This is a genomic window from Paenibacillus lacisoli (assembly GCF_030580655.1).
Classification (GTDB): domain Bacteria; phylum Bacillota; class Bacilli; order Paenibacillales; family Paenibacillaceae; genus Paenibacillus; species Paenibacillus lacisoli.
Map to the genome: position 1 here is coordinate 498088 of NZ_JAUQTB010000003.1, position 13338 is coordinate 511425.

At 53.4% G+C, this 13338-nt stretch carries 9 protein-coding genes; 8 read left to right on the plus strand and 1 reads right to left on the minus strand.

The genetic code is table 11. From position 1 onward, the window contains the following. The first annotated feature begins 57 nt into the window (after positions 1 to 57). From Q5741_RS09180 to Q5741_RS09200, 5 genes are all read left to right on the plus strand, one after another. Complete coding sequence (locus tag Q5741_RS09180; protein ID WP_305023766.1) at positions 58 to 471, plus strand: hypothetical protein; 414 nt, start codon at positions 58 to 60, stop codon at positions 469 to 471. 113 nt (positions 472 to 584) lie between these two features. Then, the gene (locus Q5741_RS09185) at positions 585 to 2081 is read left to right on the plus strand and encodes a stalk domain-containing protein (RefSeq protein ID WP_305023767.1); all 1497 of its coding nucleotides are present in this window, start codon (positions 585 to 587) and stop codon (positions 2079 to 2081) included. A 227-nt stretch (positions 2082 to 2308) separates the two neighbouring features. Next, entirely contained in the window at positions 2309 to 2866 is a 558-nt protein-coding gene (locus Q5741_RS09190; RefSeq protein WP_305023768.1) for a type IV pilus modification PilV family protein, read from the plus strand. Next, positions 2850 to 3428 carry a prepilin-type N-terminal cleavage/methylation domain-containing protein gene (locus tag Q5741_RS09195; protein ID WP_305023769.1) on the plus strand — a complete coding sequence of 193 codons (579 nt, stop codon included), beginning with the start codon at positions 2850 to 2852 and terminating at the stop codon, positions 3426 to 3428. Before Q5741_RS09190 ends, Q5741_RS09195 begins: the two co-directional genes overlap by 17 nt. Before the next feature lie 18 nt (positions 3429 to 3446). Further along, complete coding sequence (locus tag Q5741_RS09200) at positions 3447 to 5225, plus strand: hypothetical protein (protein ID WP_305023770.1); 1779 nt, start codon at positions 3447 to 3449, stop codon at positions 5223 to 5225. 81 nt (positions 5226 to 5306) lie between these two features. Here Q5741_RS09200 and Q5741_RS09205 read toward each other — a convergent pair whose 3' ends face one another. Beyond that, the gene (locus tag Q5741_RS09205; protein WP_305023771.1) at positions 5307 to 8945 is read right to left on the minus strand and encodes a DUF5057 domain-containing protein; all 3639 of its coding nucleotides are present in this window, start codon (positions 8943 to 8945) and stop codon (positions 5307 to 5309) included. A gap of 388 nt (positions 8946 to 9333) precedes the next feature. Here Q5741_RS09205 and gspE point away from each other — a divergent pair, with 388 nt between their 5' ends. Genes gspE through Q5741_RS09220 form a run of 3 tightly spaced genes read left to right on the plus strand, consistent with a single transcriptional unit; the run spans position 9334 to position 13302 of the window. Then, entirely contained in the window at positions 9334 to 10998 is a 1665-nt protein-coding gene (gspE, locus tag Q5741_RS09210; protein ID WP_305023834.1) for a type II secretion system ATPase GspE, read from the plus strand. Positions 10999 to 11047: 49 nt separating this feature from the next. After that, positions 11048 to 12097: a type IV pilus twitching motility protein PilT gene (locus Q5741_RS09215; protein WP_305023772.1), complete on the plus strand. Its 1050-nt coding sequence runs from the start codon at positions 11048 to 11050 to the stop codon at positions 12095 to 12097. After that, positions 12097 to 13302 carry a type II secretion system F family protein gene (locus Q5741_RS09220; protein ID WP_305023773.1) on the plus strand — a complete coding sequence of 402 codons (1206 nt, stop codon included), beginning with the start codon at positions 12097 to 12099 and terminating at the stop codon, positions 13300 to 13302. The genes Q5741_RS09215 and Q5741_RS09220 overlap by 1 nt, the downstream gene beginning before the upstream one ends. Positions 13303 to 13338: the final 36 nt, after the last annotated feature.

Below are 13338 nucleotides of genomic sequence, written 5' to 3' on the forward strand. Positions count from 1 at the left end.
AACCTTTTGGACGACAAATCTGTTGATTATCTAAGAGGATAACGAAAGGGGAGTGCCATGAATTCACGGCAGTCATCAGCACTTATCCTGCTGCTGTCCATGATAAGTCTGGGGGCAGCCGGATGCGGAAGTTTGGACAGAACAAGTACGGTACAGCGTGCTTCTTACACCTATGAAACCAAGGCCGTGCATGTCACCGATCCGAAGACGATAGAAAATCTGGCGGATATCATGCAGAGCGGCCGTAAGCGGAAGTGCGTTGTAGATATAGGCCCGGCTGAAGAGAAACTGACCCTCCGGTACGGAGACCATGCTCAGCAGTATGATCTGTACCTTAACAGGGATACCGGTGAGGGCTGGTGCCTGGATCCGGAAGACACGAACCATCTGTATGAGCTGCCGAAACATGCTTACAAGCAGCTTGCAGCAATCCTCCAAGCGATTAAGGAGTCTGCGGCACAGAACGGATAGACCCGTATAGATCCTTATATTAAAGTTCCTTATATATCCGTGTAGCTCTGCGTATCTCCGTATATTTCCATATAGATTTTTAAATTTGAAACTGAGAGGCTGATGATGAATTCATGAAAGGTATACTTCACAAAACAATAAGCTGGTGCTTCACAGTGGGTTTGGCGGGTGCACTGCTGACTTCGGGTTTGGTACTCCCTGCTGAGCATGCGGCAGCCTCCAGTTCTTCTGCACAGACGAAGACAACCGCACAGGTTAAGCCGCTCAGCGGAATCGTAAGCCTTACAGCTGCACCTGGTTCTTGGGGAGGGACGGTGTATGCTGTTGATAAGGATGGTCACGTCTGGACCTGGGGCAGCAATGCGGAAGGTCAATTCGGGACCGGAAGAGCGACGGTATATGCGGCTTCTATCAGCCCATACCGTATCAAAGGACTGGAGCAGGTGAAGCAGGTAGCTGTCAGCACCGGCAGCCTGGCCCTGCGACAAGACGGCTCGGTCTGGACGTGGGGCGGCCCCCTCCCCGGGAATCAGGCGAACCATACAGAGGGAAGCAGCAGAAAGCCGGTGCAAGTGAAGGGGGTGCGTGATGTGGTACAGGTTGAGGCTGGATACTATGCCTACTATGCGCTCCAGAAGGACGGCACAGTCTGGGCTTGGCAGAACGACAGTGCGCGACTGGAGAATACGACGCTAAGTGATACGCCAAGGCAAATTCAGGGTCTGGACCAGGTGACCTCCATTGCCGATTTAGGTGCTGAGGGGATGCTGGCTTTAAAGAAAGACGGGACGGTCAGCGAGTATCAATTTCATTTCAAAACAGTAAACGGTAAATGGGAACTGACAACGGCGCTTCAGATCGTACCCTCAGCAAGGCAGATCAAGTCGCTCTCCCGTCACGGCAGCTATATGATTCTGCAGGGGCAGAACGGGCAGTATTACCGCTGGAATACGATGCCTGGGGAAGAACGGCTGCAGAAGCAGTCGGCCATGGTAGGCCAGCTTCGTGCTGATGTCTATGGGACTTATTACTCGCTGACGGAGGACGGTATCGTCTGGACCTGGAAACGGAAATTGAAAGCCGATGGCACGGCTTATGGTACAACCCGGCCTGTTAAGGAACCGCTGTTGAAGGGTGCCGTTGATATCCAGCAGGGAGAGGCTGCAGCTTATGCCCTGATGCCGGACGGCACCGTCCGCAGCTGGGGGACCAATCTGTTCGGACGGCTGGGCATTGGTGAGGATGGAGGCTACCGTCTCAAGCCGACGGCGGTGGGCAGGTCTATTGAGCTCCTGGTCCGCGGACAGGATCCGGATTCCATGGCAGCCCCGATCATGGAGCAGGGGAAGGTATGGGTACCGCTGCGCCAGACGGCGGAGGCTCTTGGGGCGAAGATTGGGTACAGTAATGGGGCCATCACGATGACAATGAACGGCAAGACGAAGACGATCAACGGGGATCATATCATAAATGAGGACGGAAGCCGGCTGGCCATGCCGAACATGAAGCGGGTATGGAATGTACAGCTGATCTCGGCTGCCACCTTGGCTGAACTGACAGGCAGTAAGGTCACTTGGGACGGTGTGCAGAATCGGATTTCATTTCAATAGCAAATCACAGAAATAATGCAGCTCTGCCCGGACAGGGGCAGGGCTCTTTGGTATTTTCATAACTTCGTACACCGGGCTTCATGGTTGAGACCTTAAACCGCAGGAATAATAGGTCTATTCTACCAATTTATCATTGCTGGCAAAGCTTGCACCGCCTATAATGAGTGAGAGAATCTACCGATATAAGTAAAAATATCTAGATCGGTCCATCGGATGGGGGAAAGAACTTGATATTACCCAAACAGAAGCAGCGGGAGCAAGGCTTTTCATTAGTCGAGGTGCTTGCTGCCATTACCATATTATCCATCGTCTCGCTTGTTCTGATCTCCTACTTTACTCATGCATTGTCTTATTCCAAAAGCAACCAGAACAAGACGGTGATGGTTAACCTGGCGCGGAACGCGCTCTTTTATGTGCAGAAACAGAATTATGATGAGCTGTCCGCCTTTTTCCGTGAAGGAAAGGGGCAATTATCTTGGGATCAGTGCACAAAGGCGGGGGCCTGCAGCTATGATGGCGCATTATTTAATACGGCTGGCAAAGCCGCACCGCCCGAGCTGTACAGCGTTCTCAATCCTACAATTAACGGAATAGATTATCATGTAACGATCAGCTACCAGGACAAGCTCTATGATCAGATGGCCAATTCCGCAAACGTACCGAAAAAGGAAGGGGCCAAGTATTTGCTGCCGGTAATTGTAACGGTTCAGCCATCTTCGGATGTACAGGGGAGGCAGAGTGAGGTTCAGGTGGAGGGGTACATAACGGATGAAAGTATTCGATAACGATAAACGGGGATTACCAGGATGGCAGCAGGAAGGCGGTTTCACCCTGGTGGAGATGATGCTTAGCCTGACACTGCTAGTCGTCGTGCTGGGAATGATTTCGAGCGTGACCATTTTTGGGCTGCGCAGCTACCATGAAGTTCGGATCGAGAATTCACTGCGGGAGGAGGGGGACTTGCTCATGTCCTCGATCATGACGGCCATGTACGAATTTGGACCGGAACTGGTTGAATACAGCCAGGATCAAGGAAGCTCAGGAGCGTCCTCCTTACTGCTGGAGCGTGATGAGAATGGACAGAAAGAGTGGCGTGAAATCCGGATAGATCAGAATGGGCTCTATATCCGTGATGTGGCAGACGGTAAGCCTGCCTCAACAGAACAGGGACGGATCGATATAGACTCAACAATCGTTACCGGCGGGACGGATGCATCGGCAATCCAACTGGACTGCCAGGGAAGAACAGCCTGCAGCAGCGGCTTGATCAGCGTTAATCTTGATCTAATGCAGACCTACAACGGCAAGGCATTTCCATTGAAGCTGCAGAGTAAATTCGGATTCTAGTAGTAAGGGGGCTAAGCAATGAAGGGGCGCAAGCAGCTGCGGCAGGAGGACGGATCGGCACTGGTGATGGTGCTGTTCGTTGTCCTTATTTTTACCATACTGGGAATGGGAATTCTTAGTGCAACGCTGGGCGGCGCGCAGCGGACGGCCACCCGGGAGAGTGATGTGCAGAGCCTGCATCTGGCGGAGAAGTCACTGGATGAGGCGGTTGCCTACATCACATCCCAGCTGGAAGGCAGGCAGAATATCGAGCCTGAGGAGCTGACGGCCGTCATTCAGGAGGTTCGCTCCCGTCTGGATCAGGCCGACAAGCTGCCGGTCAGTACGGATCTGACTTCACGCAATGCCTCCGGCGGCGTGGTGGATATCCAGTATGAGACGGCATCCGCAGACCGTCAGAAGACAAGTTATAAAATGACACTGACCTCCTCTGCGGATGTGAACGGCGTGAAACGCAACCTCCAGCAGGTGATCACGATTGATGCTTATCCTGATTTTTTGAATTATGCGTTAGGCTCCGAGAATGACCTGACGCTGAACGGAGCACCCGAGGTGACCGGTAATATGTATGCCGGCGGGGATATGAAGGTCAGCAATATCGCGCATTATATCTACAAAGGTGCTGCACCGGTCAAGGAGACCGATTTCCCTTTCCTGAATGGAGATGCCTACGTCCAATCCTTATCCCGGCTGTTCTTACCGGCATGGGTTGATCCTTCGTCCGGCAGCAGCGGAGAGATCACGTTGGCGCAGAGCAGTCACCCTTCGGGTGCGGCGGGAAAAATTTTTCATATTCCGGAGAATGCCCAGAACCATATCAAAATCAAGAGCAGGAAAAAGTTCGTACAGATCAATGTGGAGGAATCCGTGCTCGATAAGCTGACAGAGGCCGTGGGCGGCCGTGAGGCTGACCGCGAATTCATGAAAAGCAGCGGGAATCTGGCAGGTCTGCTGACGTCCGGACATTTCGGTACGCTGCAGCAGCTGCGAATGCCTGAGGAACCAGGGAACCCGCCAGCCAAACCTGCGGAAGATACGGATGAAGCGTGGAAGGCCTATTATGCGGAGCTGGATCTATACGAGCAGAAGGTACAGGAATACCGCAACAAGATGATTCAGCTGCAGAACACACTGGAAAATCTGGCGTCTTCCTCGGTATTTGATGGTACCCTGACGATCGACGGGGCAACTTTTGCAAGTCTTAAATTCACGGGTGCTGCGAAAAATGAACACAAGTGGCTGATCGTCACGGGGGATCTAAATATCAATAACCTGAGCCAGCAGGAGCTGGAAACCTTCGGGAATATCATCGTGCTCGGGAATGTAAATATCCATGGCAGGGCATCGTTTAACGGGACTATATATGTCCTAGGTCAGACCCGGATCGTAGACGCATCGGTCAGCGGGTTAGGGACAGGCCAGCTGGTACTGATCTCCAAGGGAGATGTGCTGATCACCCGTGTGGACGCTTTTGTAAACAGTGAGCCCATGGCTCTCAAGGGCTTCTTCTATACGGATGGCGAGGCAGAACTATATGGTGTCGGTTCGATATTTTCACTGCAAGGCGGATTCTTCGCTAAGGGGAACCTGACTGTGAATGCCGCATTAGGCCAGGCTGCTGCCGGTGACCAGGTGATTCAGTTTGAACCGGCGGAACAGCGAATCGGCGATCAGCTGCTGAAGCGGTTCAATGTCACTTATGACGGGACGGTCTTTGAAGAGCAGCAGACCGGCCTGCCGCGGGTCAAGCAGGTAAGTATCCATCCGGGGCCGAAACGTCTGCTGAATTCTCCGTAAGCTGAGCTGAGTGCCAAAAAAGGGTGAACCAATGACCATTATGGTCAGGTTCACCCTTTTTTGTTGTCCACTCATCCGCTTCTAGTAACGGTCTCCACTGCCTCCAACGCCGCCGCTGTCTCCGCCATCCGTTGGTTTCGTGACAATGACGAGCACTTTGGCATTAATCTGATTATTCGGTCCATAATGCACGGTTATTTCAGAAGTACCTTGATGCAGTGCGGTAATCACTCCGCTGCTGGAGACGCTGACGCTGCCTGTATGGCTGCTGCTCCATTGCAGTTCCCGGTTGATCTCGGCAATCAGATTGAGGTCACTTTCAATCTCGCGCGGCAGATACCGGAGATCCCCGCCCAGCAGGGATCGGGTATCACCTTCCTTCAGCTCGATCTTGTAAGGAAGCTGCAGCCCGGTAAGCTCAATGCCCACCTGGACCTCATGCTCGGCGGTGAAGCCTCCGCCGCTCACGATAACGGTGACTGTACCGGTGTGTTTGCCGGTTAGTGCCGTGTGCAGGCTGTTCAGGCCAGATCCGCCGGGACTCAGGATGGCATAGGTGCTGCCGTTATCCTTCAGTTTCCAGATGAACCCTCCGTCAGGGAGATCGGCATCTCCCGGATCCATGACAGCATTCAGATTAATGGTTCCGCCGATTCTGACAGCATCCGGTCCTTCAATACGGATTCCCTGCAGCGGGTTCACAACGGTAACGGTCAGCTCATCGCTGTAAGTATGCTCGATGCCGCTGCCGATGCTCCTCGTAACCACGGTGGCCGTGATGACAGCCTCCCCGGAGTTCAGTCCCTCCATCCGTGCCTGCCACGGGTTGTCCTTGGATGGTACCAGCTTCAGGCTGGCTGTTCCGCTGTCCTTCAAGCTCCAGGCCACACTCTTTACTTCCTGTCCATCCAATACCATGGATGCGTTCACGTCTGCCTGTTCATGTACACGGATTTGATCCGGTCCTGTAATGTTCAATTCAGGATTTATAACCGTAATTACTGCGGTCGCGGTCGCCTTGCTTCCATCCGTAGCTCTGATGGTAATCCGGGCCTTACCCGCCCGTTTGCCGGTAATGGTGCCTGTGGTACCTTCCGTTTGTGCAACGGAGACGATGCCCGGCTGGTCAGAGCTCCAGGTTACGATAGTGCTGCTGGCGTCCTCCGGCGTGTAAGCCGGAATCAGAGTAATACTGTCCCCAACGAGCAGCGTCTGATCCTTCAATGTAAGTGAAGTCAGCTTGGTCACCGCTGTAAATGATACAGTCGGGAAAGGCAGCGTGACGGAGCTGGTGCCGTCGAGATCTATATACGCCAAGCTGGAGTTAGCCAGCGTATAATTGCCGTTGCTCTTCGGTACCACGGTAATCTGGAATTGCACCGGATCGGCAATGTAATTCTGGCCATCCGCTGACAGGCGGTAGTGCAGCTCGCCAAGACGTCCTGTCAGCGAGTAGCCGCTGCTGAGGCTTCCGCTCCGGGTTATGCCCCCCAGGCTGTCTGAGATGCTCTGAATTTCCAGGTTGGGCGGGAGCTGTTCCCGAATCGTAAATCCGTTCAGATGCGGCAGCTCACCTTCCTTGACGGTATAGTATGGAACGGGTCGCGGCGTAATGGTATAGGTCAGCACAACCGGCTCATTTTTCTCCACTTTGCCGTCTTTGACATTGTCCGACAGCGTTCGGTCCGGAATGACGGTAGCATTGATTTTTTTGACGGTCACCTGCACATCCTGCTTGGTTTCGGCGCCCTGCTTATCCTTGGCTGTGATGTGGATGGTCAGGTTACCACCTTCAGGGAGCGGGTTGGCGAAGGTCCTTGTGACTGTGTCGCCCGAGAGAATTTCGGTGGCCGGCATCATCTGGACTGTCTTGCCTCCATATTCAAAAGTAAAGCCGGTTGTCACTTTGCGGTCCTTCAAGTCATAGTCATCCACCTTGTAGCTCACCACGATATCGCTGTACGACGCAATAATGCTGTTCTCTGCAGGTGTATTCACCTTGATGATCGGCGCGTGATTGGATCCGATAAAAGCGCGGAACATCGTATTGACGAACAGGCGCTGTTCCCAGTCCGGGAACCCTGTGTTGGTATGTCCTGTACCGGAATATGTGACATTCCCTTTGGAGTACGTATAGTAGTGATTCCAGCTGTCGTAAGGATCGCGTCCGCCCCCGATGATGTTGTACCAGGGCACAATGTTGGGATCTTCCAGGTCCAGCGTAAAGTACTGGTTATGAGTCGTATTTACCTGATTTACGGAACCCGAGGCCGGTGCGGCTGTCAGATCGAAAGGATATTGGGTCAGCAGCCCTTCATTGACAATGGCCGTTTGGGTTGATTTGTTGGGTGCCTTTAGACCAAGGTTCGTCTCCGGTTCGATCTGGCCGGTGTCTGTCTGGAAGTTATTCAGCCAATTCGGATAATTCGTGTTATTGCTCTGCCCGCGGTAGATCGTATCATGGGTGAACATGACGCCTTGTCCGGTCTGAATAAAATTTTTCACGGCTCTGATGGCATCGGATGTCAGTGGGCCATACAAATTATATTCATCCCTGAAACCGAAGAGCAGCATGTCATAGGTCCCGTTCAGATTGGTATAGCCGTTCCTCGTGAAATCAGCAAAACTGATCGGATCAATCTGGATGGAATAATCATCTGACTGCAGATAGGCCGGTCTCATGTTGTTATATCTGGTGCTCATCAGGCTGCTGTTGTTATTGTCGCTGGGCAGTACCTGAAGCACCCGTACAACCGTTTTCTCATCCTCATAACGGATGGTCCCGTTCACCACATCTGTCAGTCTGTTCAATCTGTCGGTGACTTCCAGCCGCCAATAGAGCAGCCCGGAGTAGGCTTTGGGCAGGGTATAAGTCAGTCCGGCATCGGGTCCGGTGACCCGGGTTGTCGCCACAAGCTGCTCAGAGGTCTGCGGCAGTACCTGATCCACGGTCATATACAGATTTGCGTTTACATTGCGGCTGGCCAGAGAGCTGACATTATTGACGTTAAAACGGAAGTTGAGTTTATCTCCAAGGTGATAGACAAATGTTTGGTTCTGTGCGTAATCAGTTGGCTTCGTAATCAGCTCAATACGGGGGCGCTGTTTCAGGGAGGCCAGAACCGCAGCATCCTGAAGGCGGATCCGGTCGACCCAAGCCTGAGCTTCTGCCGTAGTCTTGAACATCACGTTACTGCGGCCTGTACCTTGGTAAGGGGCGAAGGTATCGTACAGATTGCGCTTTTTCCCGGATACCACCGGCTGATTGAGAATATCTTTATTCAGGATGACGGGAAGTCCCTTGTTGATGTAGCTGTCTACAATTTCAGCGGCTTTCAGCTGGGTGATGTCATTCTCCACCGATTTGGTGTTATGGGCGGCTGTCTGGTTGGTGGTGTTGGTATTGTTATAGTTAAAGCTTTTTGCCCCGGCAGGGCTGTATATGCCTGATCCGATATAGACGGCATCATATTTGCCGTCCAGGTAGGTCCGCAGAGCGACAAACCGTTTCATGCTCATCGTCTCCAACTGCAGGTTCGATACTGCCTTTGCCTTTTCTGCGAGGTCAGACTCGCCGCTGTCGGTAATTTCAAGGATACGAATTGGATAGGGCGGAGCCGTATCCGCGTCAGATCTCAGAATCACGAAGGGGATGACCAGGAGCACGAGCAGGACAGAAGCCAGCACAATAGGAAGACGTATGACCGGGAATATTTTCATAGTTACACTCCAATGGGTTCGTATTTTTGCAGCAGCTATTAAGCGTAGGGATAAGCAATCCGATAACAAATAGAGATGTCGTGGAATACACCGGTTGATAGACATAGCTGCTAGAGCGTTTAAAGACGAATCTATTTTTCGTAAATGCGAATAAAATTGCTGGTTGTTTATCAAAATCTGACAAGCTGTTGCCAAAATTTAGACTATATGGTATACACATTTTAGGACAAAGTACCGTGTGAAGCAATAGATTACTAGGGAATTTGTCTCTTTCATTTTTGGGATAAAAGATGTGTACATTCATGAAGTTTATATATTAATTTAAAACTTTGGTCTTAAATGACATAGGGATATTTTACTTATTGAGGAAATGGGGTTGAGAGAGGCTATGGCGATCGTCAAGAAAAGACTCGGGGATTTGCTGGTGGAGAGCGGAGTCATTACTGAACAGCAGCTTCAGGAAGCGCTGAGTGAACAGCGGACCAGCAAGCGCAGGCTGGGCGACCTGATGATCGCGCAGGGCTACATCACCGAGCAGCAGCTGATTGAAGTGCTGGAGGTTCAGCTCGGCATCCCCCATGTCAATTTGTTCAAATATCAGATCGATCCTGCTCTGACAGCAATTATTCCGGAAAGTTTGGCCAAGCGTTATCAGGTGCTGCCTTTCATGAAAGAAGGCTCCAGGCTGATGGTTGCGATGGCTGATCCTCTGGATTATTTCGCCATTGAAGATCTGCGCATGACGACAGGGTTCCGGATTGAGCCTGCCATTACGTCCCGGGATGAGCTGCAGCGTGCGATCGCCCGTCATTACGGGCTGCGCGATTCCATGAATCAGATGATGGGTGAACTGCCGAGCCAGGAAGAGATTGAAGAGACGGAGATCACCGACGAGGACTCCCCGATTGTAAAGCTGGTCAACCAGATGATTCAGCAGGCTGTGCTGCTTAAGGCATCAGATATCCATATGGACCCTGGTGAAAATAATCTGGCCATCCGCTACCGGATTGACGGACAGCTGCGTACCGAGCGGATGATTCCAAAGCAAATGCAGGGTTTTGTGACAGCCCGCCTAAAAATTATGGCCCGTCTGAATATCGCGGAACGCCGGCTGCCGCAGGACGGCCGGATTAAAATGCAGGTCGATTACCGCATGGTCGATATCCGTGTATCCTCGCTTCCGACCATTCACGGAGAGAAGATTGTGCTTCGTCTGCTGGATCTGAGCACAGGGGTCAAAGCGATTGACCAGCTGGGCTTTAATGACCGGAACACCGCAGCTTTTACCGAAATGATCGAACGGCCTTACGGCATTCTGCTGATCACCGGGCCTACAGGCAGCGGCAAGACGACAACTCTGTATTCCGCGCTGAACGAACTAAACCAGGAGAACACGAATATCATTACGGTCGAGGATCCTGTCGAGTACCAGATTGAAGGTATCAACCAGGTGCACGTCAATGCTTCGATCGGATTGACCTTCGCGGCAGGACTGCGTTCCATCCTCCGTCAGGATCCGAACGTGGTCATGGTGGGAGAGATCCGCGATACCGAAACCGCCGAAATCGCTGTCCGTGCCTCGCTGACTGGTCACCTGGTGCTGTCTACTGTACATACCAACGACGCTGTCAGCACCATTACACGTCTGCGGGATATGGGAATCGAGCCTTATCTGATCGCTTCGTCGCTGATCGGAGTTGTTGCACAGCGGCTGGTAAGACGAATCTGTCCGGAGTGCAAGACCGAATACGTGCCTTCGGCACAGGAAGAGATTTTGCTGCACAGCCATGGACAGCATGCGGACAAGCTGTACCGCGGCCAAGGCTGCGGCAACTGCAATCATACTGGATACCGCGGCCGGATGGCGATCCATGAAGTGCTGTTGGTGGATGATGAGTTGCGGAGCCTGATCACGGCATCGGCATCTGTCCAGGAGCTGCAGCAGTCAGCCGGTCGTCAGGGGATGATTCAGCTGTTGGATGATGGCCTGGATAAGGCCGTGCGGGGCATCACTACATTGCAGGAAGTTATGCGTGAGACGGTGGCCCATTAGAATGGGGCTGCCTGGCTATACAATTTCGAGGAGAGAAGGGGAGAATGCCATGCTGCAGAGTACATCCGTCATCGAACAGCTTCTGCGCAGTACATGGGAAGCAGGAGCTTCCGATCTCCATATCTCGGCAGGCGTTCCTCCGATGCTGCGCGTCGACGGGGCACTACGCCCGCTGGACAGCAGCATTCTGCGTCCCGAGGATACCGATCACATGGCAGAGGGGCTGCTCGGACCGGTGCGAACAGTCAAATTCCGGGAAGCCGGGGAACTGGATTTCTCACACAGTCTGCCGGGAGCCTGCCGCTTCCGGGTCAATGTGTACCGGGAACGGGGAGAGACCGGCATTGCGGCCCGTGTCATTCCCTCAGATATTCCTTCGCTTGAGCAGCTGGGCATGCCGCGTGTGCTAACCCGGCTGGCCCAGCGTCCACACGGTCTGATTCTGGTAACCGGACCGACCGGAAGCGGTAAGTCTTCGACACTCGCTGCCGTGATTGACTACATCAACCGCAACCATAACAAGCATATTGTGACGCTGGAGGATCCGATTGAATTTGTACACAGCCACCGCTCATCCCTGATTCATCAGCGCGAGATTGGCAGTGACACGGCCAGCTTCGCGGATGGGCTGCGGGCTGCGCTGCGGCAGGATCCTGATGTCATCCTCGTCGGGGAGATGAGAGATCTGGAGACTATCTCGGCTGCAGTTACAGCAGCGGAGACTGGCCATCTGGTACTCGCAACCCTGCATACAACGAATGCACCGCAGTCGGTGGACCGTATTATTGATGCATTCCCTGCCCACCAGCAGGAGCAGATCCGGACCCAGCTGGCAGCAGTTCTGGTGGCTGTCGTATCCCAGCGGCTGTTCCCGCGGAGTCATGGCTCCGGCCGGGTCTGCACCGCTGAGGTGCTGGTTAACAACCCGGCGGTTGCGAACCTGATTCGTTCCGGTAAAAATCATCAGATCCTCAACGTCATGCAGACCGGCCGTGCGCTCGGGATGCAAACGATGGAGATGGCGATCCGGGAACAGCTGCAGCAGGGAACAATTGATGCGGCTGCAGCCAGGCTGTATCTGCCGGAGGCGGGAAGCTGATGCAGCAGTTTGAATACAACGTCCGCAACAGCAGCGGCAAGGTTCTGAAAGGCAAGCTTACCGCGAGCGACAAAGCGGCCGCCATGGAGGAGCTGCGCAAGCGGGGCATGATTGTCTATGCGCTTAAGGAGCGGCACAATACGGTGCTGTCGACGGAGATTTATTTTGGCAAACCGGTAAAGACCATTCAATTCATCATCTACTGCCGCCAGTTCGCGACTCTGATCCGGGCAGGCGTCACGATTGTGGAAGCCACCGCTATTCTGGCAGAGCAAACGGAGAGCAAGGCGCTGCGTAAAGCGCTGCTGGAGGTCAACTCCAGTCTGCTCAAAGGAATCCCGTTCTCCCAGGCCGTACAGTCGCATAAACGGATTTTTCCGCCGATGTTCGTCAGTATGGTGCGGGCGGGTGAGGAATCCGGCAACCTGGAAGGGACGCTGGACCGTCTCGCGGTCTTCTTCGAGAAGGAGCATTCCACCCGGGAAAAGGTCAAGTCCGCCTTAATGTACCCGATCACGGTGGGACTGCTGGCAATCGCATCGGTAGTGTACCTGCTGTGGGCCATCGTGCCGCAGTTTGTGCAAATGTTCGAGTCGATGAACGCACAGCTGCCAGCCGTAACTGTACTCGTGCTGGCGCTCAGCAAAAGCATTCAGCATCAGTGGTACATCTGGGCGGCGGTTGTGATCGGATTGATTGCAGCGTATCAGATATCGAAAAGAACCGAACGCGGGGCGTATCTGCTCGATTATGCCAAACTCAAAATCCCCGTGTTCGGCAAGCTGAACCAGAAGGGCGCCATCGCGCAGTTCACGCGGACATTCTCCTCGCTCTATGCCAGCTCCGTTCCAGTGCTGCATGCTTTGAGCATTGTGGAGGATGTGACCGGGAACCGGGTAATCGGGGGGTATATCCGCAAAGCCGGGGAATCCCTCCGTCAGGGTAAGCCGCTCTCCGAGCCGCTGAAGACCGCCTGGGTGTTCCCTCCGCTGGTATCGCAGATGATCGCGATCGGGGAGGAGACCGGAGCGCTGGATCAGATGCTGGGCAAGGTGGCTGACTTTTATGAGATGGACGTGGAGAATACGGTGGACCGGCTGAAGTCGCTCATCGAGCCTCTGCTGATTGTTTTCCTGGCCGGCGTGGTTGGCGTCATTGTGGCAGCGATCATGCTGCCGATGTTCAGTATTTACAGCCAGATGTAATGGACGGATCGTGCTCCGATGACTGAAGTGCACCCT

What these genes read in the sequence shown, in the direction of transcription:
- Q5741_RS09180 (WP_305023766.1), top strand. Translation starts at nt 58, where the DNA reads ATGAATTCACGGCAGTCATCAGCACTTATCCTGCTGCTGTCCATGATA.
- Q5741_RS09185 (WP_305023767.1), top strand. Translation starts at nt 585, where the DNA reads ATGAAAGGTATACTTCACAAAACAATAAGCTGGTGCTTCACAGTGGGT.
- Q5741_RS09195 (WP_305023769.1), top strand. Translation starts at nt 2,850, where the DNA reads ATGAAAGTATTCGATAACGATAAACGGGGATTACCAGGATGGCAGCAG.
- Q5741_RS09200 (WP_305023770.1), top strand. Translation starts at nt 3,447, where the DNA reads ATGAAGGGGCGCAAGCAGCTGCGGCAGGAGGACGGATCGGCACTGGTG.
- Q5741_RS09205 (WP_305023771.1), bottom strand. Translation starts at nt 8,945, where the DNA reads ATGAAAATATTCCCGGTCATACGTCTTCCTATTGTGCTGGCTTCTGTC.
- gspE (WP_305023834.1), top strand. Translation starts at nt 9,334, where the DNA reads ATGGCGATCGTCAAGAAAAGACTCGGGGATTTGCTGGTGGAGAGCGGA.
- Q5741_RS09215 (WP_305023772.1), top strand. Translation starts at nt 11,048, where the DNA reads ATGCTGCAGAGTACATCCGTCATCGAACAGCTTCTGCGCAGTACATGG.
- Q5741_RS09220 (WP_305023773.1), top strand. Translation starts at nt 12,097, where the DNA reads ATGCAGCAGTTTGAATACAACGTCCGCAACAGCAGCGGCAAGGTTCTG.